Below are 25604 nucleotides of genomic sequence, written 5' to 3'. Positions count from 1 at the left end.
TACAGGAACGTACCGGATGGGGGCCAGGGCTCCCCCATCCGGTCAACCGTTACTTGGCCGACTTGATCGCAGCGCCGAGTTTCTTGGCGGTGTCGGCCGGATCGGCTTTCGGGTCGTTGATGTAGTTGGTCACGACGTCAAAGAACGCACCTTGCACGGCCAGCGTGGTGGCCATGTTGTGCGCCATGCTTGGCTGCAGGCCGCCGCTCTTGGCGTCAGCCAGGAAGTCTTTGGCCGCGGTCTGGGCGCAGGAGTCGAAACCGTAGGATTCCATTTTGTTCAGCATGTCGTTGCGCACAGGGATCGAACCCTTGTTGATGCTGAACACTTTCTGGAAGTTTTCACCCAGCACGACTCTGGCGATGTCCTGCTGACCGGCTGCAGTGCCTTTGTCTTTCTGCTTGAACACCGCCAGGGAGTCGATGTTGTAGGTGAAGGCTTTGTCGGTGCCCGGGAAGGCTACGCACTCGTAGTCTTTGCCGGCGACTTTCTTCGCGGCGGTCCACTCGGACTTGGCCCAGTCACCCATGATCTGCATGCCGGCCTTGCCGTTGATGACTTTGCCGGCTTCGAGGTTCCAGTCCTGGCCTTTGCCGTCGACGTCCATGTAGGTCGCGACTTTCTTCAGCTCGGTCAGCGCCTTGACCATTTGCGGGCCAGTCAGCGCGCCGTTGTCCAGGTCAACCAGGGCTTTCTTGTAGCCATCGGCGCCCATCACCGACAGAACGACCGCTTCGAACACGGTGCTGTCCTGCCAAGGCTGGCCACCATGGGCGAGCGCGATGAAGCCAGCGGCCTTGAGCTTGTCGCCAGCGGCGTAGAATTCTTCGAGGGTGGTCGGGTTCTTGGTGATACCGGCTTTCTTGAAGACTTCCGGGTTGATCCACAGCCAGTTCACGCGGTGGATATTCACCGGAACGGCAACGTAGTCACCGTCGTACTTCACGGTATCGGAGACTTTCTTGTCGAGCAGGGAGTCCCATTTTTCTTCTTTGGCCACGTCTTTGAGGACGTCGGTGTCGAGCAGACCGGTGGATGCCCATTCCTGGATGTCCGGGCCTTTGATCTGGGCTACGCCGGGTGGGTTGCCGGCGACCGCGCGGCTTTTCAGCACGGTCATGGCCGTGGCGCCACCGCCACCTGCGACAGCACCGTCTTTCCAGGTGAAGCCGTCTTTTTCAACTTGGGCCTTCAGGACATCTACAGCCGCTTTTTCACCGCCCGAGGTCCACCAATGCACAACTTCAACCGTCCCTTTCGAGTCGGCGGCAAATGCACTGAGGGGAAACAACGAGGCAATGGAAATAGCGACGGCGAGGCGATTAATCGCGTTCATCTGAGTACCTTTTCTTGTTGTTATGCATGCAAGTCTGGAGCTTGCGCTGCACGGAGTTTAAACAGGGAATTTTTAAGCGCAGGTAACAAAGGGATGTACAAATGTCACCACTTGGTGACATAGCACCCGGAACCCAACGCACTGGCCATGCTCGGCGCCAACGGCAGCGCCGGCAGCAAGACCGCTTGCCAGGCATGGTACAGGTCCGGTTTGCCGCCCCAGATCTTGCTGCTGGGCTGGTTGTGCGGGCTGAGTTCGTGGTGCCAACTGCCGTGGGTACGGTCGATGAAATGGCTGTCGCAAAACTCCCAGAAGCGCCGGTACCAGGTTTCGTAATGCGGCTCGAAGGTGCGTTTGAGCAAGGCCTGCGCGGCGGCGCTGGCTTCGGCGTGGGTCCAGTGCAGGCGTTCGCGCACCACCGGGCGCTGGTTCCAGTCCAGGGTGTAGACGATGCCGGGGGCGCCATCCACGGCCCAGGCGCTGTCGCAGGCGCTGGCGAACAGGCCTTTGGCGTCGGTCACCAGCCAGTCCGGCGTGGCCAGCCCGGCCCGCAGGCGCGCAGCCTCCAGGTGCAATAGCAACCGCGCCCACTCGAAGCCGTGGCCGGGGGTCACGCCATAGGGGCGGAAGCCGTCGGCGGGGTTGTCTTCGTTGTAACCGCGCAAGGGTGTCCACTGGGCGTCGAAGTGCTCGATCACCATGAACTGGTTGCCGGCGGCGTGGGTGTGGATCACGCGCTCGACGATGCGCAGCGCGCGGTCCAGCCAGCGTGTGTCGGCGGTGACGTCGGCCAGGGCGAGGAACGCTTCCGTCGCGTGCATGTTGCTGTTGGCGCCGCGATAGGCCTCGACGCCGCTCCAGTCCTGGGCAAAGGATTCGAGCATGACGCCCTCTTCCTCGCTCCAGAAAAACTGCTCGATGATCTGGATCGCGTCGTTCAACAGGGCTTGTGCGCCGGGTGCGCCCGCGACCACCGCAGAACTGGCGGCCAAGGCGACAAAGGCGTGCAGGTAGGCAGCTTTGGTGCGGTTGCCATCCACCGCACGGGGCGTGGCGAACCAGCCACCGTGCGCGTTATCGCGCAGCGCGCCGCTGAGGGCGGCCACCCCATGTTCGACCAGCCCGGCATAACCGGGCAACCCCATCGCGTGAGCCATGGCGAAGCTATGGGTCATGCGCGCGGTGTTCATGGTCTCGGCAACGGCATCGGCCGGCAACTGGCCTTTATCGTCCAGGTTGCCGAACCCGTCGGGCAGGCGCGAAGCCTTGGCGAATGACAGCAGGCGCTGGCCTTCGCTGGCGAGCCAGGCGTGGTGGGCAGGTGCGTTCAGCCAACTGCTGGCAGGCAGTGGTTGGGTGGTCATGGGGAGCCCTTATTATTGTTTGTGGGATGACCGGAGTCTAAACAAGGGCGAGGTGAGCACATGTAACGAAGGACCAGGGAAATGTCACCAGATGGTGACATTCCCCCCAAGCCCTTTACTGACCGATCGGCGTGACCGCGGCCGGCGCATTGAGGCGCTGGTTCAGGTTCTGCATCTGGCTCTGCAAGGTGGTGATATTGCGGGTGGTCTGGATGCGGAACACATCGAACTCTTTATTGGTCGGCGCGTCGCTATTGCCCGGCTGGTTGTCCTGCGCGCTCTTTAGCACCACCAGGTCTTGTTCAAGACGGGCGATGGCTGCACTCGGGTTGCCCTGTTTCTTCAGGGCCGCCACGTCGGCGACCAGTTCCCTGATCTCGGCATCGCGCTTGGCGGCCTCACCTTGTGCCGCCTTGAGGCTGGCCACGGCGTCGGTCAACGCCTGCACCTGGCCTTGCAGCTTGGCGTTGGCGTTCGACAGGTCGGTGGTGCTGGCGGTCATCTGGGCCAGGCGCTTGTCCAGTTCGGTGGCCTGGCCGGCCACGCCGACTTGCTGCTTGCCCTGCTCCAGCAACTGGGTTTCCAGCTGCTTGATCTGCAGTTTCAGCGCTTCGCTGCCGTTGTTCACGCTGGCCTCACTGGCCACGAACTTGCCGGAAATATCCTGCAGGCGCCCCGCCGCTTCTTCGCTGATGCGTGCAAAACTTTCCTGGGTGGCAACCAGTTGCTGGCCCATCAGGGAGATCTGCTGGAAGCTCCACCAGGCCAGGCCGGCAAAGGCGATCAGCAGCGCGCCGACCAAGGCCCACAGCGGCCCGGTACTGGCGCTCTTGACCTTGACCACAGGGGTATTGCGCGAACGCACGGAGGTGGCGGCGGTCGGCACGAAATCATCATCGTCCAAGGAGTCGGCCCGCAGGCTGGGAACATTGTCGAAATCGTCGTTGGCATCGTTACGCATGAATCAACCCTGAATCGGTGAGATAGCTATCTGAAAAGCCGAGCGGCGGCAGTATAAACCGCTGTCCTACCGCACTGATCGACCTGGAACCCTGAATTCGGTTCCCGATGTGTTGCTGCTTGTGAGCTTACTTCAGCCCCGGTTCCTGGGCCTTCCACCAGCTGCAGAACTCGTCGAGCGCGGTCCACAGGCTGACCTTGGGGTCATAGTCGAGATAATGCCTTGCGCGGCTGATGTCGAGGGTGAAATCTTTGTTCATCACCTGCATGCCCAGGCGCGACAACGCCGGCTCCGGGCGCCCGGGCCACAGCGCGCAGAATGCCTCGTTCAACGCGGCGATACTGTAGGACAAACCGTAGGACCGATACCGCGTCACCTGGGGCAAGTCCATCTGGCGCATCACGTAGTTCACCACATCCCACACCGGCACCGGGGTGCCGTTGCTGATGTTGTAGGCTTTGCCCAGCGCCGAGCCGGTGGCGAGCAGACTGCTGAGCAGCGCTTCGTTGAGGTTGTGGACGCTGGTGAAGTCGACCTTGTTCAGGCCGTCGCCGACGATGGCCAGGCGGTTCTTGCGCTGCATTTTCAACAGACGCGGGAAGATGCTCATGTCGCCGGCGCCGGTGACAAAACGCGGGCGCAGGGCCAGGACTTCGAGGCCGAATTCCTGGGCACCGAACACCTTTTGCTCGGCCAGGTACTTGGTGGCGGCATAGGGATGCTTGAAGCGCTTGGGCACTTGGTCTTCGGTCAGCCCCAGGTGGTCGCGGCCGTCGAAATAGATCGATGGCGACGACAAGTGAACCAGGCGCCCGACCCGTTGCTTGAGGCAGGCTTCGACAACGTTCTCGGTCACCAGCACATTGCCTCGATGGAAATCCTGAGCGCGCCCCCACAGCCCGACAGCGCCGGCGCAATGCACCACGGCTTCGACATCGCGGCACAGTTCGCGCACCAGGTCGGCATCATTCAAATCACCCTGGATAAACTCGGCACCGCGCCGTACCAGGTGTTCCACACCTTCGGCGCGCCGCCCGTTGACCCGCACGTCCAGGCCCTGCTCCAGGGCGAAACGCGCAAAGCGCCCGCCGATGAAGCCGCTTGCGCCGGTGACCAGAATCTTCATGTATTACTCCGTGTTCTTTCGTTTTTCATCGCTGTTGCCTTGACGCCCGCCATCAGTCCAACGGCACCAACCATTGACCACAGGCCTGAGCCAGATGGTCGGTCAACAAACCCAGCAGTTGCCCGCCACTGCGCCAATGATGCCAGTACAGCGGCACATCGATGGGCTTATCTGGCAATAACTCGACCAATACGCCCCTTTGCAGCTGGTCGCCGACCTGCAGTTCAGGCACCAGGCCCCAACCGAGCCCGGCTTCCGCCAAGCGGATAAACCCTTCGGACGACGGGCACAAATGGTGCTCGAAACCGCCGTCCACCCCGAGCGCGGCTAGGTAACGGTGTTGCAGGAAATCGTCCGGGCCGAATACCAAGGCCGGCGTGCGCGCCAGTTGATCGGCGCGCACGCCGTTGGGGAAGTGCCGTGCGATAAACGCCGGACTCGCCAGCGCCCGATAGCGCATGGCGCCCAGCAACAGGCTGCGCGCCCCGGCCACCGGGCGTTCACTGGCGCAGATACAGGCCGCCACTTCACCGGCGCGCATGCGCTTGAGGCCGACGGTCTGGTCTTCCACCACCAGGTCCAGCAGCAAATGCTGCTCGGCGCAAAAGTCGCTGACGGCCTCGGCCCACCAGGTGGCGAGGCTGTCGGCATTCAACGCGATGCGCAGGCGTTCGGGCATGCCTTCTTCATCCAGCGCCGGCACCTGGCTTTGCAAGTCGCGCTCCAGCAGCCGTACCTGTTGCACATGGTTGAGCAGGCGCCGGCCGATATCGGTCGGCGTCGGCGGCGTGGCCCGCACCAGCACCGGCTGGCCGATCCGTGCCTCCAGCAGCTTGATACGCTGGGAGATCGCCGATTGCGACAACCCCAGCACCTGGGCACCGCGCTCGAAGCCGGCTTGTTCCACCACCGCCGCCAGGGCGGAGAGCAATTTATAGTCGAACATCAGTTTCTCTAATGAGCGATCAGCAATATTGGTTTTTCTTATACAGCTATGCCAGGGAAGATAGCCAGCATCGTTTCGGCTTGAGCAAGGATCTTCAACTATGTGGCAAAGCTATATGAACGGCCTGCTGGTCGCGTTGGGGCTGATCATGGCCATCGGCAGCCAGAACGCCTTTGTGCTCGCGCAAAGCCTGCGTCGTGAACACCACCTGCCGGTGGCGGCCCTGTGTGTGGTCTGCGATGCGCTGCTGGTGGCCGCCGGGGTATTCGGCCTGGCGACGATACTGGCGCAAAGCCCGATCCTGCTGGGGATTGCCCGCTGGGGCGGTGCCGCGTTCCTGCTGTGGTACGGCGCCTGCGCGCTGCGGCGGGCCTGTTCGAAACAGAGCCTCGACCAAGGCGACGCCCTCAAGGTGCGCTCATTGCGCGCCGTGTTGCTCAGCGCGTTGGCGGTGACGTTGCTCAACCCCCACGTTTACTTGGACACCGTGCTGCTGATTGGCTCGCTGGGCGCCCAACAGACCGAACCCGGCGCCTATGTGGCCGGCGCGGCCAGCGCTTCGTTCCTGTGGTTCGCCACGCTGGCGCTCGGCGCCGCCTGGTTGGCCCCGTGGCTAGCACGTCCGGCGACGTGGCGTCTGCTCGACCTTCTGGTGGCCGGGATGATGTTCAGCGTGGCCTATCAATTGATCAGTGCATGATGAATATTCCAAAACGCTCTGGAACCTCTATCCCACACAGTTGTTGCGTGGTTTTGCCACACCCCGAGTGCTATGATCCGGACCCTGCGCCGCAAAGAGTACAAACTCCCCGGCGCTTGTTTGGCCGCCCGTGATCGGCCTTGCGCTCACCGCAACTGACCTGATTAGGAGAATCATCATGGCTTTCGAATTGCCGCCGCTGCCCTACGCACACGATGCCCTGCAGCCGCACATTTCCAAGGAAACCTTGGAATACCACCACGACAAGCACCACAACACCTATGTCGTGAACCTGAACAACCTGGTGCCTGGCACCGAGTTCGAAGGCAAGACCCTGGAAGAAATCGTCAAGTCTTCTTCGGGCGGCATCTTCAACAACGCCGCTCAGGTCTGGAACCACACCTTCTACTGGAACTGCCTGGCGCCAAACGCCGGCGGTCAACCGACCGGCGCACTGGCTGAGGCCATCAACGCTGCGTTCGGTTCGTTCGACAAGTTCAAAGAAGAATTCACCAAGACGTCCGTCGGCACCTTCGGTTCCGGTTGGGGCTGGCTGGTGAAAAAGGCTGACGGTTCCCTGGCCCTGGCCAGCACCATCGGCGCCGGCAACCCGCTGACCAGCGGCGACACCCCGCTGCTGACCTGCGACGTCTGGGAACACGCTTACTACATCGACTACCGCAACGCCCGTCCAAAGTATGTGGAAGCGTTCTGGAACCTGGTCAACTGGAAGTTCGTGGCTGAGCAGTTCGAAGGCAAGGCCTTCACTGCCTAAGCACCCCTTGCAGTAAAAAGAGCCCGGCGATTGCCGGGCTTTTTTTTGTGCGTTCGACGGCGGCGCCAGCTGGGCATGACGGAACCAACTGCGCGGAAATTGCCACCCAGGCAGTGAGAGGAATGTCCCTTTCATTCAATGTCGGAGAATTAACTTATGATCGCAGGCGCAGCAGGATTAGGAGCAGCAGCCTCCGCAGCCGCAGCACTCGCCCCCGTGCTAATGCCGTTGGCTGAACAAGCCGCCGGTATGGCCATGAATGTCGCAAAAGACCTTCTGAAAAACGCAACGAGTGCTGCCGGCAGCGCAACGAATCAACAGCAGCAAATCAAATTCTGATTGGGAAAGCGTGAACGGTGGCGGAGCAAAATCAGTCCGCCATCACTTGAATTCCCCCCTCGCCTGACGACCCCGCCTGCAACAGACCGGCCCACCATGGCGTCATGGAGCATCGCGCCGCAATGTTCCTTTGACTGCCATCACCAGATTGCCAATACTCATGGCATATTGAAGGCCACCCGCATGAGACAAGGAATGCCCCTTTGAAGCTGGAACTCAAAAACAGCTTGTCGGTGAAGTTGCTACGGGTTGTGCTGCTGTCGGCATTGATCGTGGGCGTGGCGCTGAGCGTGGCGCAGATCGTTTTCGATGCCTACAAGACGCGCCAGGCCGTGGCCGATGATGCCCAGCGCATCCTCGACATGTTTCGCGACCCCTCGACCCAGGCCGTCTACAGCCTGGACCGCGAGATGGGCATGCAGGTGATCGAAGGTCTGTTTCAGGACGACGCGGTCCGCATGGCCTCCATCGGCCATCCCAACGAAACCATGCTCGCGGAAAAAAACCGCGCCTTGCAGCAATCCTCCAGCCGCTGGTTGACCGACCTGATTCTCGGCCAGGAGCGCACGTTCACCACCGCCCTGGTCGGCAAAGGCCCCTATAGCGAGTATTACGGCGACCTGAGCATCACGCTCGACACGGCCACCTACGGCAAGGGTTTCATTGTCAGCTCGGTGATCATTTTTATTTCCGGGGTGCTGCGCGCACTGGCCATGGGCCTGGTGCTGTACCTGGTGTATCACTGGCTGCTGACCAAGCCGCTGTCGCGGATTATCGAGCACCTGACCTCGATCAACCCCGACCGCCCCAGCGAACACAAGATCCCCCAGCTCAAGGGCCACGAACGCAATGAACTGGGGCTGTGGATCAATACGGCCAACCAGTTGCTCGAATCCATCGAACGCAACACCCACCTGCGCCATGAAGCGGAATCCAGCCTGCTGCGCATGGCCCAGTACGACTTTCTCACCGGCCTGCCGAACCGCCAGAAACTGCAGGAGCAACTGGACAAGATCCTGATCGACGCCGGCCGTCGGCAGCGCCGCGTCGCCGTGTTGTGCGTGGGCCTGGATGACTTCAAAAGCGTCAACGAGCAGTTCACCTACCAGGCCGGCGACAAACTGCTGCTGGCCCTGGCCGATCGCCTGCGCGCCCACAGTGGCCGCCTCGGCGCCCTCGCCCGCCTCGGCGGCGACCAGTTCGCCCTGGTGCAGGCCGATATCGATCAGCCCTACGAAGCCGCCGAGCTGGCGCAAAGCATCCTCGATGACCTGGAAGCGGAGTTTGCCCTCGACAGCGAGCAGATTCGCCTACGCGCCACCATCGGCATCACCTTGTTCCCGGAAGACGGCGACAGCACCGAGAAACTGCTGCAAAAAGCCGAACAGACCATGACCCTGGCCAAGAGCCGCTCGCGCAACCGCTATCAGTTCTATATCGCCAGTGTCGACAGTGAAATGCGCCGACGCCGCGAACTGGAGAAAGACCTGCGCGACGCCTTGAGCCGCAATCAGTTTTACCTGGTGTACCAACCGCAGATCAGCTACCGCGACCACCGCGTGGTCGGCGTCGAAGCGTTGATCCGTTGGCAGCACCCGGAACACGGCCTGGTGCCGCCGGACTTGTTCATCCCCCTGGCGGAACAGAACGGCACGATTATCGCGATCGGTGAATGGGTGCTCGACCAGGCCTGTCGACAATTGCGCGAATGGCACGACCAGGGCTTCACCGAGCTGCGCATGGCGGTCAACCTGTCCACCGTGCAACTGCACCACACCGAATTGCCACGGGTGGTGAATAACCTGATGCAGATCTATCGCTTGCCGCCACGCAGCCTGGAACTGGAAGTGACCGAGACCGGCCTGATGGAAGACATCAGCACCGCCGCCCAGCACCTGCTGAGCCTGCGCCGCTCCGGCGCGCTGATCGCCATCGATGACTTCGGCACCGGCTATTCATCCTTGAGCTATCTGAAAAGCCTGCCGCTGGACAAGATCAAGATCGACAAGAGCTTCGTGCAGGACCTGCTCGACGATGACGACGACGCCACCATCGTGCGCGCGATTATCCAATTGGGTAAAAGCCTGGGCATGCAGGTGATCGCCGAAGGCGTGGAAACCGCGGAACAGGAGGCTTACATCATCTCCGAGGGCTGCCATGAAGGTCAGGGCTACCACTACAGCAAACCGTTGCCGGCACGGGAGTTGGCGGCGTATTTGAAGCAGGCCGAGCGCAATAACGCAGCCATTCTCTGACACGACCAAACGATAGTTGAGATTTCCCTCGTATAACCCTTTACAGAAAATGCAAATCTTTCGCATTATGTTGCAGTTTTGCGCGGCCCCCGCGCGCCCTATCAACGACCGATGCAGGATGTTCGCCATGATTCGTATGCCCCTGGCCACCGCCAGTCTGTTGGCCATTGCCATTTCGCTCGCCGGTTGCGGCGAAGGTAAAGACAAGGCCGCCGCGCCCCAGGCGCCGACCCCGGCCGCCAGCACTGCCGCTCCGGCGGCTGCCACCCCTGCCGGCCAGGTCGACGAAACCGCCGCCAAGGCCGTGGTCGCGCATTACGCTGACATGGTGTTCGCGGTGTACAGCGATGCCGAGTCCACCGCGAAAACCCTGCAAACCGCGATCGACACCTTCCTCGCCAACCCGAACGACGAGACCCTCAAAGCCGCCCGTACCGCCTGGGTCGCCGCGCGCGTGCCGTACCTGCAGAGCGAAGTGTTCCGCTTCGGCAACACCATCATCGACGACTGGGAAGGCCAAGTGAACGCCTGGCCCCTGGACGAAGGCCTGATCGACTACACCGACAAATCCTACGAGCACGCGCTGGGCAACCCAGGCGCCACGGCCAACATCATCGCCAACACCGAGATCCAGGTCGGCGAAGACAAGGTCGACGTCAAGGACATCACCCCGGAAAAACTCGCCAGCCTCAATGAGCTGGGCGGTTCCGAAGCCAACGTCGCCACCGGCTACCACGCCATCGAATTCCTGCTGTGGGGCCAGGACCTGAACGGCACCGGCCCGGGCGCCGGCAACCGTCCTGCGTCGGACTACATGACCGGCGACGGTGCCACCGGTGGCCACAACGAGCGCCGCCGCACGTACCTGCGCGCCGTGACGCAGTTGCTGGTCAGCGACCTGGAAGAAATGGTCGGCAACTGGAAACCCAACGTCGAAGACAACTACCGCGCCACCCTGGAGGCCGAACCGGCCACCGACGGCCTGCGCAAAATGCTGTTCGGCATGGGCAGCCTGTCGCTCGGCGAACTGGCCGGTGAGCGCATGAAGGTGTCCCTGGAAGCCAACTCGCCGGAAGACGAGCAGGACTGTTTCAGCGACAACACCCACAACTCGCACTTCTACGACGCCAAGGGCATCCGCAACGTCTACCTGGGCGAATACACCCGCACTGACGGCAGCAAAATGACCGGCGCCAGCCTGTCATCCCTGGTGGCCAAGGCCGACCCGGCCGCCGACGCCGCGTTGAAAGCGGACCTGGCGGCGACCGAAGCGAAGATCCAGGTCATGGTTGACCACGCCAACAAGGGTGAGCACTACGACCAGTTGATCGCTGCGGGTAACGACGCGGGCAACCAGATCGTGCGGGACGCCATCGCCGCACTGGTCAAGCAGACCGGCTCGATCGAAGCGGCTGCCGGCAAGCTGGGGATCAGCGACCTGAACCCGGATAGCGCTGATCACGAGTTCTGATCACTGCCGACGCCTAAGTGCCATAAAGAATGCCCCGACTCGCTCGGGGCATTTTTTTTACGCCCGCAGTCGAAGGCATTACACCCGAATGATAAAAATCTGCGGCGACGCGATGGGCGTCGTCAGTTGGATGCCGCCGATCAGCGGTACCAGGTTATGACTGGCCTCAGCCTGAGCGACCAGGGTTCGCGTCGGCTCATCCATCAAGCTGCGGTAGGGCGCAACCTGCGCGTCGGCGGCAATCCGCTCACCGACCACACGCCGCGTTCTCAACCAATACAGCCTGACATCCCCCGCACGCCGGAACAGCAGCTCGCCGGCAACGTCATAGCCGCCAAGCACGCCGTAGCGACAGCGGCTCACCACCTCGCTCATCAAGCTCCGCAACCAGCCGGCCGAGCCGGGCGGGAGCGCGTTGAACAGCGGCACCGCGACGGGCTCCGGACGAAAGTCCAGGCGGCGGTAATGCCCGGGCGCGGTCGGTAACAGCCAACTGCCGTCGCTGAGCGTGTGGGTGGGCGGCAGCAACGAAAACGGATCGGCCAACCGCCCCTGCGCCGTGGGCAGCCAGAACTGCCAGTCCCGCAGGGTGCGTATCAGCGAGCGCAGGCCCAGTTGGGTCAAGCCCCCCGGGTTGGCCCGATTGAACAGGATCTGGGCGAGTTCGACTTGGCTGCGGGTGGTCAACAGCGCAAACGCCTCGCGCACATAGGCGGTGACCAGTTTTTTCAAGGGCACGCCACTGGCGACGACCCACAGCCCGTCACCGGTGGCAAACTTCACCTGTCGGGGCTGATTGTAAATGCCGGAGAGCAGCAGGTTTTCCAGATCCAGGAAATGCATGGCCGGCCGCCTCGGGTCACGAATCAATACGTCGTTGGGCGCGCTGGGGTCGCGGGGCAAAATCGCGAAATAGCGCTGGTCCATCTTGATGTATTCCTGCCCCAGCCACTGCGGATCACCGGCAACCCGCCGATAGATGCCCCGCGTCGCATCCACCACCTCGAGTTCGGCCACGTCGAGGGTTCTGCCCCACTCGATGAATTGTTCGTTTGCAGGACGCACCACCGTGGCCTCGGGCGGCGGATGGCGGGTCGCCACCACCGGCAGGTCTGGCAGATCAATCCCGTCCAGACGCCACTGAAACCGCAGAAGCGGTACGTTCAGATAGGTCTCGAAGGCCGCCGTGGAGAGCCTCAGCCGCAGGTTTTCGACCAGGGCCAGCCGATATTCGATTTCGCGCCCCGCCGGGAAGTTGAACGACTCAAACACGCGTCTGGCCTGCACCTCATCCAGCCGAGGGTAAAGGTCCCTGAGGGCACGCTCCGGCGCGTTGCCGCCCTTGAGTCCGGCTAGCGGATGGGAACCTATTTCCCACTGCCCCGACGCATTCCGCCGAATCGGCGCGTAGTGATATTGCGTCAGCTTGCGTGCGTCCCTGAGCCGCCAGGCGGCTTTGTCGCCGTCATCGAGGATCGAGTACCAACGCCCACCCTCATTGAGGAAGTAGTGCTGGGCACCCGCGGCGTTCGAGGGCGCGTGATACACGCCCTGGCCTTCCCATCCGGCCAACGGTGCCACGCCGTCGGGCTTTTTCCCCAGCGCCATCTCCGCCGGCAACGCCCTTGGCCGGGAGCCCGCCACCGGTGCGCGGGCGCCGACCGCGCCGTCCACCAGCGCACCGACCAGTTCGCCCAGCGAGCGCACGAAAGACTGTGCGGCACCGGCGCGGTCGCCCAGGTCCAGCGCCTCGACGGCGTTGAACACCGAAAACAGGCTGCGCGCCAAACCGATCGGCAACATGATCCTGACCGGCAGCACCATGGACAGCACGTCGAAGGCCACGGTGGCGACGTTCAGGCCGGTTTCAATGTCGACTTGCCGGGTGCTCTTCGCTTGCGCGGCGGCGTCGTTGATCACGCAGTTCGCTTCAGCCTCATAAGCCTCCTCGAAGAAGTCGTCGGCAATCCGGCTCAGGCTCACCATCGACACGTCGCCGCGGCCCCTGAGCACGGCGCGGACGTGAGGCTCGAAGGCCCGCTCCACGCGCCCCAGCAGGTAGGCGCGCCAACTGCTGTTGATGATGAAGTCGCTCATCAGGCGGTCTTTGGCGTACTCGTGGAACACGCGGCCGTCGGGCGCCTGCGGGGTGTACACAACGATCGAGCCGACCCCGGCGGCGGCCGTGCCGAACAGCAGTACCCCGCGCACGCGCTGACCGCGCAGTTTCAAGTGCTGCACGAGAATCCGATGCCCGTCGACGCGCTCGCGCCGATCACTGTCGACGGGGGCATCGAGCACCGCCCGCACCCAATTGAAGCCACGGTCCAGGCGGTCCGGGAGGAAGTCGCCGTGGATCTTGGCCTCGATGGCGTCGAGACGCAGTTGCCGCCGCATGACTTGGCCATAGGTGTGTTTTTGCGCGAGCGCAGCGGGCGAGGTGATAAGGCGGTCCTTCAGAAAGGCGTCGTAGCCTTGTCCGACATTGACCGCGCGCACCAGATCCTTGACCTGTTGCAGGGTCAGCCCGTCATAGGCCGGGGCCGCCTCCAGATCTTCGGGGAGCAGTGCTTCATCAGGCTTTTTGCGCGTGTTTTCACTGAGCCTGGAAAAGTGCGTGAAGTTGAAATCCAGCCCGCCGAGATTCTCCAGGGCCAACTCGGTCAGCGTGCGGCTTCGCTGCCGGAACAACGCTGTACCGGGCTCGCGCGGCGCCGGAGCAGGCGCGCCCGGAACCACGACAGTCGCCGGCACGAACGGTTCTTTGGTGTGTACGCGGACAGTGTCGGGGTCGATGTCCAGTGCATAGTCAGCCTTGAGGCGAATGCGCAGCTGTTGGTTGGCGTATGCCAGCAGCGTCGGTTTATCACTGAATTGCGCCAGCGACGGCAAGCCCTCGGCGTCCGGCAGGCGCGACAGCAGCTCGTAATAATCGGCCATCGCGGCGCGCCACGCCTGTTTATCGGCGGGGGATGCGTCGTGCAGAAAGGTTCGGAGCTGCGCCTGCCCGCGCTTGATTTCGCGGCCCCACAACACCCCGCCGGCACTGAAAAGGCGAGCGGGGTCCGTGACCCGGTCCAGCACCTGCGGCAGCTCAGCCACTTCGATGGGGTCGACCGGTGACGGGTAGCGCGACAGGGTTGAGGTGAAGTTGTCGAGCATCAACCGGCATTGCGCCTCGACACTCTCAACGAACGGCGACTCGAGCTGTTCATGGTAGACCACCTGCCCCGTGGCCTTGAGCTGACGATGCAGGGCCAAGCCTTGCGCCTGATCCGCCACCGCCAGGCCAGCGAGCACAGCGGCGAATTCGACGGGGTGGTTCAAACGCCGATGCAGCTCCCGATCCAGGCTGGCCAGGGAGTCAAACGCTTCAAGCCCGGAGTCCGGCAGAAACAGCAGCAGCGTGCCGACGTTCATGCTTGGGTCCACGGGGCGCACCCGGGCCGGCTCGACCGCCTCCTGCGCCCTCACCACGGCTTGTTCCGGGTCTCTGGAGGTCAGCACAAAGGCGCCGCGCAAGGTCAGGTCCGCAGCGCCAGGAGCCCCCTTGAGGGCAACCGCGTAGACACACGGCCGGTCAGCGCGCAGCGCCTGTCGTGCCTGGGCGTGCGGGTGACGCAGCACCAGGGCGAACAGGTCCTGGTCGGCGGGGCTGAGCAGGCGGTCGGCAGCCAGTAGCGCCACTTCGGTTTTCAGCAGTTCGATACGGGTTTGCACCAACCATTGTTTCTGCGTGCGCGCATCGGTCAGGCTGCGCGCGCGCGTCCAGAAGGCTTGCACGAAAGCGCTGTAAGAAGCAGTCAGCCCGGTGGCCAGACGGTCGAGGAATTTATCCAGCCCGGCCGGGGTGATACCGCTCAAGGGCAGCAGCGCTTCGCCCGTCGCCGGCAGCCGATGCAGGGTCGCCATGCGCCCCGCATAACTCGCTGGCTGGTCAGCGGTGATACGTTGCACCACCGCATCGAACAGCGTGGGCAGCAACTCGACCTCGGCGGGCGGTTGCGCCTCTGACGTCGCTGGCGGGATGGACGTCTCCGGCAGTCGGATGAAGGCGTGGCGCACATCGAGGCTGGGCGTCAAGGTCGGGAATGCTTGCTCGAACGCATGCTGCACAAATGAATGGAACGTCGGTGGCGACTGAAACTGCTCGGCGATCTGGCGGTCGAGCGCCATTAACTGTTCGCGCAACGCGACCTGTTGCGGTGCGTCCTTGACAGTTGGCGGTGCAGATAACAATAAATCAGACGGCATGGTGGCCTCTCGAATAGGAAACATACCGGCCCATCGTGCCTAAGCCCCCCCTGAACCATGCGCTACATAGCTACGCGCCGCCGATCGGCGGCCAAGGTTTACATGCCCTGCACCCCAGGTAGAATGGCGCCCTTCCCCTGTCACCCGAGCAGACTTCATGGCGTTGCCGACCCTTCGCATCATTGGCTTTATCATCGGCATCTTCCTGATCACCCTCGCGATCGCCATGGTCGTTCCGATGGCCATCCTGGTGATCTTCGAACGCACCAGCGACCTGCCGTCGTTCCTGTGGGCCAGCCTGATTACCTTTATCGCCGGCCTGGCCCTGGTGATTCCCGGTCGCCCGGAACATATCCACCTGCGTCCCCGGGACATGTACCTGCTGACGGTGAGCAGTTGGGTGGTGGTGTGCATCTTCGCCGCGCTGCCGTTTTTCCTGACGCAGAACATCAGCTACACCGACTCGTTTTTTGAAAGCATGTCCGGCATCACCGCCACCGGTTCCACGGTGTTGAGCGGGCTGGACACCATATCGCCCGGCATTTTGATGTGGCGTTCGCTGCTGCACTGGCTCGGCGGGATCGGCTTTATCGGCATGGCGGTGGCGATCCTGCCGCTGCTGCGCATCGGTGGCATGCGCCTGTTCCAGACCGAGTCCTCGGACCGTTCGGAAAAGGTCATGCCGCGTTCGCACATGGTGGCGCGGCTGATCGTGGCGGCGTATGTGGGCATCACCATCCTTGGCAGCCTGGCGTTCTGGTGGGCCGGGATGGGCTTGTTCGATGCGATCAACCATGCGATGTCGGCGATTTCCACCGGTGGGTTTTCCACCTCCGATGAGTCCCTGGCGCACTGGAAACAACCGGCGGTGCATTGGGTGGCGGTGGTAGTGATGATCCTCGGCAGCCTGCCGTTCACCCTGTACGTCGCCACGTTGCGCGGCAACCGTCGGGCGTTGATCAAGGATCAGCAGGTGCAGGGTTTGCTCGCCTTGCTGTTGATGACCTGGCTGGTGCTCGGCACCTGGTACTGGTGGACCACCAACCTGCACTGGCTGGATGCGCTGCGCCATGTGGCCCTGAACGTGACGTCGGTGGTGACGACGACCGGTTTTGCACTGGGGGACTACAGCCTGTGGGGCAATTTCTCACTGATGCTGTTTTTCTACCTGGGCTTTATCGGCGGTTGCTCGGGGTCAACGGCAGGCGGGATCAAGATCTTCCGCTTCCAGGTCGCCTATATCCTGCTCAAGGCCAACTTGAACCAGTTGATTCACCCGCGCGCGGTGATCAAGCAGAAGTACAACGGCCACCGTCTCGACGAAGAGATCGTGCGTTCGATCCTGACCTTCTCGTTTTTCTTCGCCATCACCATTTGCATGATCGCCCTGGCCTTGTCGCTGCTCGGCCTGGACTGGATGACCGCGCTGACCGGCGCCGCCAGCACGGTGTCCGGGGTCGGCCCGGGCCTGGGCGAAACCATCGGCCCGGCCGGCAACTTCGCCAGCCTGCCGGACGCGGCCAAGTGGATCCTGGCGCTGGGCATGCTGCTCGGCCGGCTGGAAATCATTACAGTCTTTGTTCTGTGCATCCCGGCGTTCTGGCGTCACTGACCGTCGACGCATCCAGCAAGCGCGCGCGGTACTCGCCGGGCGTGGCGTCGAACCAGCGGCGGAAGGCGCGGAAGAAGTTGCTCGGGTCGGCAAAGCCCAGCAGATAGGCGATCTCCAGCAGGGTCATGCTCGGCTGCGCCAGGTATTGCTCGGCGAGTTCGCGGCGGGTGTCGTCCAGCAGGGTCTGGAAACTGGTGCCCTCTTCCTGCAGACGTCGCTGCAACGTGCGTTGGGACAGGTGCAGGGTCTGGGCCACCACTTCGCGCTTGGGTTCGCCCTGGGGCAACAGGCGGCACAGCACCTGCCGCGCCTTGTGGGTCACGCGGCTTTCGGAGAAGCGCGCCAGGTATTCACCGGCAAACCGGTCGTGCAGCAGCGCCATTGCCTCATTGGCGGTGGGCAGCGGCGCCTCCATGTCGGCGCGCTCGAAAATCAGCGCGTCATAGGCCGCGTTGAATTCCAGGGGCGCATGGAACGCCTGTTTGTAGGGCGCGAGGTCGGCGGGTTGCTCACCTTGCAGCAGCACCTTGCGCGGTTGCAGGGTACGCCCGGTCAACCAACCGCACAGCGCCAGCGCACAGGCCAGCGAGGCTTCGGCGCTTTGCCGGGTGGGCGGCAGGTGATCGCCATGTACTGTCAGAATCAGCGCATAGCCTTCGGGTAATAATCGGAAACTCAGGTCAGCGCTTTCGGCGATGATCCGCTGGTAACGCACCAGGCGCATAAAGCCTTCCGCCAATGTGTTGCTGGACATCAGCGCGTAACCGGTCACGTGAAACGACGCCGGGCGCACCACTTTGCCCATGTTCAGGCCAATCGCGGGGTTGCCCGACAATTCCACGGCACGCTGCCACAGCCGCGTCATGGAGTCTTGCGGAAAGCGCGCATCGGGGTCGTTGAGGGCGGCATAGTCCAGGCCCAATTGCTTGAACAACACCTGGCAATCCAGGCCGTCCATTTCCAGTGCCTTGACTATCCCCATCGCCCAGCTTGCAGAAGTTGTTCGTTCGCTCATGGCGTCTTCTTAATAAAGCAGGCTGAAACCGCAGCCAGGAAGGCAAGGATACTAAAGTGGCATCTAATGTCACTGGCTGTTACCACTGATCACTCTAGACTCAAATAAGCTCCCCGCCGAACAACTGTTCGACGGCATAACAATCAGAGGGCCGATCACCGTGGGAAATACCAAGCAATTCAATAGCTTCGCCGAGTTTTACCCGTATTACCTGAAAGAACACGGCAACAGCACCTGCCGGCGCCTGCACTTTATCGGCACCACGCTGGTGATTGGGCTTCTGGCGTATGTGCTGGGCAAAGGCGCCCTCGGCCTGCTGATTGCGGTGCCCATCGCCGGCTACGGCTTCGCCTGGGTGGGCCACTTCTTCTTCGAAAAGAACCGCCCGGCGACCTTCCAGCATCCGTTCTACAGCCTGCTCGGGGATTTCGTGATGTACCGCGACATGATCCTGGGCAAAGTGCCGTTCTAGTGGTGCGACGTCTGGTCACTTGTGCTTTAACGATGACGCTTTGTCCATCCGTCGATATAAAAGTCTTTTTGTCATTTACAGTGCTGTATCCTGCCAAGGCTTTTTGAGAGCGCGGAATCACCTGCGATTGAAAAAACAGACTTTGCGAGGAGCGACGACGATGCACGAGATACCTAATCTCCCCTTCCCAAGCCTGCACCCAACAGAGCAGCCAACACCGCAGCAGGCCAGCGACAAGCAGCCTGAGGCCAAAGAAGCAAAACCAGTCGACCGCGAAAGCCAGGACTGACGCCGTACCAGACCGTGTGGAAAGCGCACCTTTGAGCGCTTTCCACACTGCCTGAAATTCCCGAGATACCCGCCATGACCGACAACCACTCCGATAGCCCCAACGCCGCCATACTCGACACTGCCCTGCAGATGGTCGACGTATGGAACCGCCTCAACGCGGACAAACAGGCCCTGCTGCTCAAGCGCTTCGGCACCCAGGAAAACGCCCTGGCCGCCCTGGTCACCACGCAATTGCTCGCTCCTGCCCGGTCCTGACGCGGTTTAGACCGACGTTTTGGCTTTTTACTGCCCTGCGCGGGCCAAAGCATCGGTATCATTAGCAGCCTATCTTTACCTGCTGCGACAGTGGACCCTTCCCATGCCAGATACCCAGCGCCCCATGGCGGTCACGCTGCAAGTTGTTTCCATCGTGTTGTTCACCTTTATCGGCTACCTGAATATCGGCATTCCCCTGGCCGTGTTGCCGGGCTATGTCCACAGTGAGCTGGGCTTTGGCGCGGTGATCGCCGGGCTGGTGATCAGTGTGCAATACCTCGCCACCCTGCTGAGCCGGCCGTATGCCGGGCGCATCATCGATAACCTGGGCAGCAAGCGCGCCGTGCTGATCGGCCTGGCGGGCTGCGGCCTGAGCGGCGTGTTCATGTTGCTCGCGGCGTGGTTTTCCAGCCTGCCGGCGCTGAGCCTGGGTAGCCTGCTCATCGGCCGCCTGGTGCTGGGCAGTGCCGAAAGCCTGGTAGGTTCGGGCGCCATCGGCTGGGGCATTGGCCGGGTGGGGGCGGCGAACACGGCGAAGGTCATCTCGTGGAACGGCATCGCCAGCTATGGCGCCCTGGCGGTCGGCGCGCCGTTGGGGGTGCTGCTGGTGCGTCACCTCGGCTTGTGGAGCATGGGCGTGAGTATCCTGCTGCTGGCGGCGGTGGGTCTGCTGCTGGCGTGGCGCAAAGAGCCGGCACCGATTGTCGCCGGGGTGCGCCTGCCTTTCATGAATGTGCTGGGCCGGGTATTGCCTCACGGTTGCGCACTGGCGCTGGGCTCCATCGGCTTTGGCACCATCGCCACCTTCATCACCTTGTATTACACCACCCAGCATTGGGATAACGCGGTGTGGGCACTGAGCCTGTTCGGCGCCAGTTTTATCGGCGCGCGCCTGTTGTTCGGCAATTTGATCAACCGCATCGGCGGCTTTCGCGTGGCGATCGCCTGCCTGTCGGTGGAGGTGCTGGGCTTGCTGCTGCTGTGGCTGGCGCCGGATGCGCCGTGGGCACTGGCGGGCGCGGCGTTGAGCGGCTTCGGTTTTTCTCTGGTGTTTCCGGCGCTGGGAGTGGAGGCGGTCAATCTGGTGCCTGCGTCCAGCCGGGGTTCGGCGGTGGGCGCGTACTCGCTGTTCATCGACCTGTCGCTGGGGATCACCGGCCCGCTGGCCGGGGCCGTGGCGGCCGGCTTTGGCTTTGCGTCGATCTTCCTGTTCGCCGCCCTCGCCGCCCTGGTCGGGCTGCTGCTGAGTGTCTACCTGTACCGGCAAGCCCCTAGGGCCCGCGAGGCACGCGACGCCTAGAAGTCGACCTTGCCGCGCCCGGCCTTGATGCTGCCGCGCTTGGTCTTGGATTCGAGGCGGCGTTTCTTCGAGCCCAGGGTCGGTTTGGTCGGGCGGCGTTTCTTCTCCACCTTGGTGGCGCTGAGGATCAACTCCACCAGGCGCTCCAGCGCATCGGCGCGGTTCTGTTCCTGGGTGCGATATTGCTGGGCCTTGAGCACCAGCACGCCGTCGCTGGTAATCCGACTGTCGCGCAGTGCCAGCAAGCGCTCCTTATAGAATTCCGGCAACGACGAGGCCGGAATATCAAAGCGCAGATGCACCGCGCTCGACACCTTGTTGACGTTCTGCCCGCCGGCGCCCTGGGCGCGAATGGCGGTCAGCTCGATCTCGGCGTCGGGCAAGTGGACGTTGTTGGAAATCACCAGCATGAGCAACGGGTTCCTCTAAGGGGAGCCCAAGGATACGCGAATGCGCCCCGCCCATCCCTTCAAACGACAAACCCGGCACGCGGCCGGGTTTGCTCAACAGCATCGAAGGGTTACTCCAGCGCGGCCATCGCCAGACGCTGATCCGCGCGGCGCTTGTTCTTGATCCAGTAACACAGCCCCATGAACGCCACCCACACCGGGATCGCATACACCGAGACCTGAATCCCCGGACTCATCAACATGATCACCAGGATAAACACCACGAACGCCAGGCACAGGTAATTGCCATACGGATACCACAGCGCCTTGAACAACGGTACCTGGCCGGTGCGGTTCATGTGCTGGCGGAACTTGAAGTGGGAGAAGCTGATCATCGCCCAGTTGATCACCAGCGTGGCCACCACCAGCGACATCAGCAGTTCCAGCGCGTGTTGCGGGACCAGGTAATTCATCAGCACCGCCACCAGGGTGATCGCCGCCGAGGCGAGGATCGAGCGCACCGGCACGCCGCGCTTGTCGATCTTCGCCAACACCCGCGGCGCGTCGCCCTGCTCGGCCATGCCCAGCAGCATCCGGCTGTTGCAGTAGGTGCCGCTGTTGTACACCGACAGCGCGGCGGTCAGCACCACAAAGTTGAGGATATGCGCGGCAGTGTTGCTGCCGAGCATCGAAAACACCTGCACGAACGGGCTGCCGCTATAGGCATCGCCGGACGCATTGAGGGTCGCCAGCAGGCTGTCCCACGGCGTCAGCGACAACAGCACCACCAGGGCGCCGATGTAGAAGATCAGGATGCGGTAGATCACCTGATTGATCGCCTTGGGGATCACGGTGCGTGGCTGGTCGGCTTCGGCCGCGGTAAAGCCGAGCATTTCCAGGCCGCCGAAGGAGAACATGATGAGCGCCATGGCCATCACCAACCCACCGACACCGTGGGGGAAGAAGCCGCCGTGTTCCCACAGGTTACTCACCGAGGCTTGCGGGCCGCCGCTGCCGCTGACCAGCAGGTAGCTGCCCAGGGCGATCATGCCGACGATGGCCACCACCTTGATGATGGCGAACCAGAACTCGGCCTCGCCGAAGACTTTGACGTTGGCCAGGTTGATCAGGTTGATCAACACGAAAAACGCCGCCGCCGACACCCAGGTCGGAATCTCCGGCCACCAGTAATGCACGTATTTGCCGACAGCCGTCAGCTCCGACATGCCCACCAGGATGTACAGAATCCAGCAGTTCCAGCCCGACAGGAAGCCGGCGAAACCGCCCCAGTATTTGTGGGCAAAGTGGCTGAAGGAACCGGCTACCGGCTCTTCGACGATCATTTCGCCGAGTTGGCGCATGATCATGAAGGCAATGAAGCCGCAGATGGCATAGCCCAGGATCATCGACGGGCCGGCGGATTTGAGCACCCCGGCCGAGCCCAGGAACAGGCCGGTGCCGATGGCGCCACCGAGGGCGATCAACTGGATATGACGGTTTTTCAGGCCACGTTTCAGTTCGCCTGAAGAGGAATCGGGTCCACTCATGAAAAGGCTCTCACGCAAGGTTTGATGATGTTGAATGCAGGTTGCTGCCTTGATGTGCGACTCAAGCAGCGCCGCTCAAACCCCAGCGCAGGCACCAGGAATACAGCGTCGTTCTATCGGTCATGCGTCACCTGTTTGTTTTTATCTGTGACGAAATCGAACCCGTCTGGCTCGTGGCCAGGCGGAGTGATCAGGGTGGATAAACCCTGAGGTCTTGGCCTTTTGCGCGGTTACGCAAGGGGGTCACAGTAAAACGCGGCGCATTGTACACCGCTCGACCGCTTGCGGACGGCCCTGGCGAGCCTCCGCGACAATCTGTCAGGTATTCCTTACAGCACGGCACCGGCCCGATACCGCAGGCCTTTTGCGTAAATCAATCGTTACAGCGCGGAAAATCGGCGTTACACCCAGCCAGTATCTGTCAGTTCACAAAAAATTGGCGGTAGGACATATCCGAACACTCGCCTGCCCCAGTGCGCTGTTTTGCATGAGGAAAAAATGGCGCGTCAAAAACAGAACAAAAAATCCAAATGAGACCGTGTCAATAAAATTTTTGCATTCCGAAACACTCTCACCTAGGTTCTTTCACTTGCCCTGCGAAGCCCGCGGGTAAGCCGTTCTCAAACAACGTCCTCTAGGAGATACACCATGCAAGCACTGGAAAACGACCTGGAAACCGAACTGCAACTCGACGATTGGTTTGAAGCGCCGACCCATGAGGCCGCCGTTGAAATGATGCAAGCCGATGCCGTGGTGCCTTTTGGCACCGCGATGTGGCCGTTCTAACCCTCGGCAGGCATCCGGCAGGCGCAGTGCGCTGCGCCTGCCCCCTTACCCAAGGCACACAAGGACACCCGTCATGGACAAGGCCCGCGCCGTCGAACACTTTCTCTACTACCTGGCCCACCATCCGGCCCTCAGCGGCTTGAGCCGGCCGACCGTGCTGCTGGGCCATACCGAACGCTACGAGGCGATTGCCCAGGCGATCAGCCTCGGCAGCGCCGCCCGCTTCAACTTCCAGGTGCAGCGCCTGGACCTGGCCGCCAGCGACACCCTGGCCGAAGCCATCGAAACCTGCGACCTGTACCTGTTTTTCTACGACGCCTCGACCCTGCCCAACCCCCGCGCCGAAGGCCCGGACTTTATCCGCGCCTTGCATGGCGTAATGGCCGAGCACTGGAAAAAATCCCTGCTGTTCAAGGACTACGGCGACTACTTCTACGACACCTTCAGCGTCGAGCCGCAACGCATCGCCGACCTCAACGCCACGCTGATCCGGCGCATGTCCCAGGCCTCGGTGCTGAGCTTCAGCGATCGGCACGGCTCACGCCTGCGAGCACCGCTGAGCAGCATCAAGAAGTGGACCAATATCAACGGCATCGGCAACCACGACCTGGCCCCCGGCGAGATCGCCACCCACAGCGAAGCCATCAACGGCCAGGTGCGGTTTGTCGGCACCTTCCTCAGCACCATCCCCTTCGCACGCAAATATGGCGTGCTGCAATCACCGCTGGAGCTGTGGATCGAAAACTCGACCATCTGCAGTGTGGCCAGCGACGTCCCGGGGCTGGCGGACGATTTCAACAAGTACCTGAACGCCAACCCATCGAACCGCCGCGTGGAGGAACTGGGGATCGGTACCAATGAAGGGGTCAAGGATCTGTATGCGCGCAACGCCGGGTTCGAAGAGCGTCACTGCGGCCTGCACCTTGGGTTGGGTGGCGGGCAGAAAGGCAGTCATCACCTGGATTTGATCTTCGCCAGCGGGGTGTTGGCGTTGGATGACAAGCCGGTGTTCGATGGCACCTTTGCGTTCTGATCAGATCCAACTGTGGGAGGGGCTTGCTCCCTCCCACAGTTGATGGCATTGCAAATGCAGATCCAAAAAAAACGCCAACCCGAGGGTTGGCGTTTTTATGCAGCCGTTACATCACTGCGGTTTCTTGCGACCAAAACCCGGGCGTTGACCGGAACCGGCCGGCGCGCCACGGCGCTTGCCCGACGGCTCGTCCGCCACCAGTTTCAGGCCTGGGCGCTTGTTCGGCGCGGGCTTGGCTGGGCGCTTGGTGCTGGCGTTGTCGGCCGGGCGACCTGCGGGCGCACCGCGACCGGCTTCACCGCGATTACCGCGACCACCGCTTGGCGCTTCGCCACGGCCGGCAGGACGCGGCGTGCGTGGCGCACGTTCGCCTTCCTGACGCGATGGCGCGGTTGGACGACGCTCGCCTTCAATGTGCGGCTCACGGGAAATCCGCCCGCCGGTAGCCGGTGCATCCAGCGCCGGGCGCAGGGTGCGGGCAACGCGTTCGGTGCGGGCCACCGGGCGCGACGATTTACGCTGCATGCGTTCGAGCTTGTCTTTGCTCTTGGCGTTCATCTGCGGCATCGCGACCGGCGTCAGGCCGACTTCGGCGCTGAGGATGTCGACTTCGTACTGGCTCATTTCGCGCCAGCGGCCCATCGGCAGGTCGGAGTTGAGAAACACCGGACCGAAGCGCACGCGCTTCAGGCGGCTGACCACCAGGCCCTGGGATTCCCACAGGCGACGCACTTCACGGTTGCGACCTTCCATCACCACGCAGTGGTACCAGTGGTTGAAACCTTCGCCGCCGGGTGCTTGCTTGATGTCGGTGAACTTGGCCGGGCCGTCTTCGAGGACGACGCCCGCTTTCAAGCGTTCGATCATCTCGTCGTCGACTTCACCACGCACACGCACGGCGTATTCGCGGTCCATCTCGTAGGACGGGTGCATCAAGCGGTTGGCCAGCTCACCGTCGGTGGTGAACATCAGCAAGCCGGTGGTGTTGATGTCGAGACGGCCGATGTTGATCCAACGGCCTTCTTTGGGCTTTGGCATCTTGTCGAACACGGTCGGACGGCCTTCCGGGTCGTCACGGGTGCAGATCTCGCCATCGGGCTTGTTGTACATGATCACGCGGCGCACCGATTCGGCGGCCTCTTCACGCTTGATGACCTTGCCATCAATGGTGATTGCATCGTGCAGGTCGACGCGCTGGCCAAGGGTGGCCTCGACGCCGTTGACCTTGATGCGCTTCTGGGTGATCCAGGCTTCGACGTCGCGGCGCGAGCCCACGCCGATACGCGCCAGCACCTTTTGCAGTTTTTCGCCTGCTGGGCCGATTTCCTGGCTGTCGTTCTGGTCTTTATCGTTCATCTTAAGCACCTCCCGGTGGGT

The 25604-nt window shown here is 62.4% G+C and carries 22 protein-coding genes; 12 read left to right on the top strand and 10 right to left on the bottom strand.

Annotated elements, in window-relative coordinates:
- Positions 1–49: 49 nt before the first annotated feature.
- The 5 genes from NR164_RS15130 to NR164_RS15110 form a co-directional block, all read right to left on the bottom strand.
- Positions 50–1336, bottom strand: coding sequence for an ABC transporter substrate-binding protein (locus NR164_RS15130; protein ID WP_017847182.1), 1287 nt, complete (start codon positions 1334–1336; stop codon positions 50–52).
- A gap of 104 nt (positions 1337–1440) precedes the next feature.
- On the bottom strand, positions 1441–2700 hold the full coding sequence (locus NR164_RS15125) for an AGE family epimerase/isomerase (RefSeq protein WP_057004513.1): 1260 nt from the start codon (positions 2698–2700) through the stop codon (positions 1441–1443).
- A gap of 115 nt (positions 2701–2815) precedes the next feature.
- Positions 2816–3661, bottom strand: a complete 846-nt coding sequence (locus NR164_RS15120) for a hypothetical protein (protein WP_017847180.1) — start codon at positions 3659–3661, stop codon at positions 2816–2818.
- Positions 3662–3788: 127 nt separating this feature from the next.
- On the bottom strand, positions 3789–4787 hold the full coding sequence (locus NR164_RS15115; protein WP_256822907.1) for an NAD(P)-dependent oxidoreductase: 999 nt from the start codon (positions 4785–4787) through the stop codon (positions 3789–3791).
- Positions 4788–4839: 52 nt separating this feature from the next.
- The gene (locus NR164_RS15110; protein ID WP_017847178.1) at positions 4840–5733 is read right to left on the bottom strand and encodes a LysR family transcriptional regulator ArgP; all 894 of its coding nucleotides are present in this window, start codon (positions 5731–5733) and stop codon (positions 4840–4842) included.
- A 100-nt stretch (positions 5734–5833) separates the two neighbouring features.
- On the opposite strand from NR164_RS15110, the gene NR164_RS15105 reads away from it, so the two are divergent.
- The 5 genes from NR164_RS15105 (at position 5834) to NR164_RS15085 (ending at position 11273) form a co-directional block, all read left to right on the top strand.
- Positions 5834–6433: a LysE/ArgO family amino acid transporter gene (locus tag NR164_RS15105; RefSeq protein ID WP_017847177.1), complete on the top strand. Its 600-nt coding sequence runs from the start codon at positions 5834–5836 to the stop codon at positions 6431–6433.
- Positions 6434–6611: 178 nt separating this feature from the next.
- Positions 6612–7208 (top strand): superoxide dismutase, encoded by a 597-nt coding sequence (locus NR164_RS15100; RefSeq protein ID WP_017847176.1) that lies wholly within the window; start codon positions 6612–6614, stop codon positions 7206–7208.
- A gap of 156 nt (positions 7209–7364) precedes the next feature.
- Complete coding sequence (locus NR164_RS15095) at positions 7365–7547, top strand: hypothetical protein (RefSeq protein ID WP_017847175.1); 183 nt, start codon at positions 7365–7367, stop codon at positions 7545–7547.
- 203 nt (positions 7548–7750) lie between these two features.
- A complete protein-coding gene (locus tag NR164_RS15090) occupies positions 7751–9802 on the top strand; it encodes a bifunctional diguanylate cyclase/phosphodiesterase (protein ID WP_017847174.1) in 2052 nt (683 codons plus the stop codon).
- Positions 9803–9929: 127 nt separating this feature from the next.
- Positions 9930–11273 carry an imelysin family protein gene (locus tag NR164_RS15085; RefSeq protein ID WP_102617884.1) on the top strand — a complete coding sequence of 448 codons (1344 nt, stop codon included), beginning with the start codon at positions 9930–9932 and terminating at the stop codon, positions 11271–11273.
- Between the two features lie 78 nt (positions 11274–11351).
- On the opposite strand, the gene NR164_RS15080 is transcribed toward NR164_RS15085, so the two are convergent.
- Positions 11352–15527, bottom strand: a complete 4176-nt coding sequence (locus tag NR164_RS15080) for a dermonecrotic toxin domain-containing protein (RefSeq protein WP_256822906.1) — start codon at positions 15525–15527, stop codon at positions 11352–11354.
- 157 nt (positions 15528–15684) lie between these two features.
- Here NR164_RS15080 and NR164_RS15075 point away from each other — a divergent pair, with 157 nt between their 5' ends.
- Positions 15685–17139, top strand: coding sequence for a TrkH family potassium uptake protein (locus tag NR164_RS15075; RefSeq protein WP_079444576.1), 1455 nt, complete (start codon positions 15685–15687; stop codon positions 17137–17139).
- Here the strand turns inward: NR164_RS15075 and NR164_RS15070 are convergent.
- Entirely contained in the window at positions 17096–18154 is a 1059-nt protein-coding gene (locus tag NR164_RS15070; protein WP_046382278.1) for an AraC family transcriptional regulator, read from the bottom strand. The two genes, NR164_RS15075 and NR164_RS15070, sit on opposite strands and share 44 nt — an antisense overlap.
- Positions 18155–18314: 160 nt before the next feature.
- Here NR164_RS15070 and NR164_RS15065 point away from each other — a divergent pair, with 160 nt between their 5' ends.
- The 4 genes from NR164_RS15065 (at position 18315) to NR164_RS15050 (ending at position 20472) form a co-directional block, all read left to right on the top strand.
- Positions 18315–18626: a DUF962 domain-containing protein gene (locus NR164_RS15065; RefSeq protein WP_017847169.1), complete on the top strand. Its 312-nt coding sequence runs from the start codon at positions 18315–18317 to the stop codon at positions 18624–18626.
- A 160-nt stretch (positions 18627–18786) separates the two neighbouring features.
- Entirely contained in the window at positions 18787–18915 is a 129-nt protein-coding gene (locus NR164_RS15060) for a hypothetical protein (RefSeq protein WP_255320444.1), read from the top strand.
- 74 nt (positions 18916–18989) lie between these two features.
- On the top strand, positions 18990–19172 hold the full coding sequence (locus NR164_RS15055) for a hypothetical protein (RefSeq protein ID WP_046382277.1): 183 nt from the start codon (positions 18990–18992) through the stop codon (positions 19170–19172).
- A 103-nt stretch (positions 19173–19275) separates the two neighbouring features.
- Complete coding sequence (locus NR164_RS15050; RefSeq protein WP_177033487.1) at positions 19276–20472, top strand: MFS transporter; 1197 nt, start codon at positions 19276–19278, stop codon at positions 20470–20472.
- On the opposite strand, the gene arfB is transcribed toward NR164_RS15050, so the two are convergent.
- Positions 20469–20882: an alternative ribosome rescue aminoacyl-tRNA hydrolase ArfB gene (gene arfB, locus NR164_RS15045; RefSeq protein ID WP_017847165.1), complete on the bottom strand. Its 414-nt coding sequence runs from the start codon at positions 20880–20882 to the stop codon at positions 20469–20471. The genes NR164_RS15050 and arfB overlap by 4 nt on opposite strands.
- 110 nt (positions 20883–20992) lie before the next feature.
- Positions 20993–22408 carry an amino acid permease gene (locus NR164_RS15040; RefSeq protein ID WP_057004518.1) on the bottom strand — a complete coding sequence of 472 codons (1416 nt, stop codon included), beginning with the start codon at positions 22406–22408 and terminating at the stop codon, positions 20993–20995.
- Between the two features lie 648 nt (positions 22409–23056).
- On the opposite strand from NR164_RS15040, the gene NR164_RS15035 reads away from it, so the two are divergent.
- The gene (locus NR164_RS15035) at positions 23057–23194 is read left to right on the top strand and encodes a hypothetical protein (RefSeq protein WP_003175756.1); all 138 of its coding nucleotides are present in this window, start codon (positions 23057–23059) and stop codon (positions 23192–23194) included.
- A gap of 73 nt (positions 23195–23267) precedes the next feature.
- On the top strand, positions 23268–24227 hold the full coding sequence (locus tag NR164_RS15030) for a hypothetical protein (protein ID WP_017847163.1): 960 nt from the start codon (positions 23268–23270) through the stop codon (positions 24225–24227).
- 111 nt (positions 24228–24338) lie between these two features.
- Here the strand turns inward: NR164_RS15030 and rluB are convergent, their stop codons facing one another.
- Positions 24339–25583 carry a 23S rRNA pseudouridine(2605) synthase RluB gene (gene rluB / locus NR164_RS15025; RefSeq protein WP_017847162.1) on the bottom strand — a complete coding sequence of 415 codons (1245 nt, stop codon included), beginning with the start codon at positions 25581–25583 and terminating at the stop codon, positions 24339–24341.
- Between the last annotated feature and the right edge of the window lie 21 nt (positions 25584–25604).

Origin of the sequence: Pseudomonas sp. Pse79 (genome assembly GCF_024519615.1) — a bacterium.
Lineage (GTDB): Bacteria > Pseudomonadota > Gammaproteobacteria > Pseudomonadales > Pseudomonadaceae > Aquipseudomonas > Aquipseudomonas veronii.
Note: the sequence above shows the minus strand (reverse complement) of the source record. Positions and strands in the feature narration are given on the sequence as shown.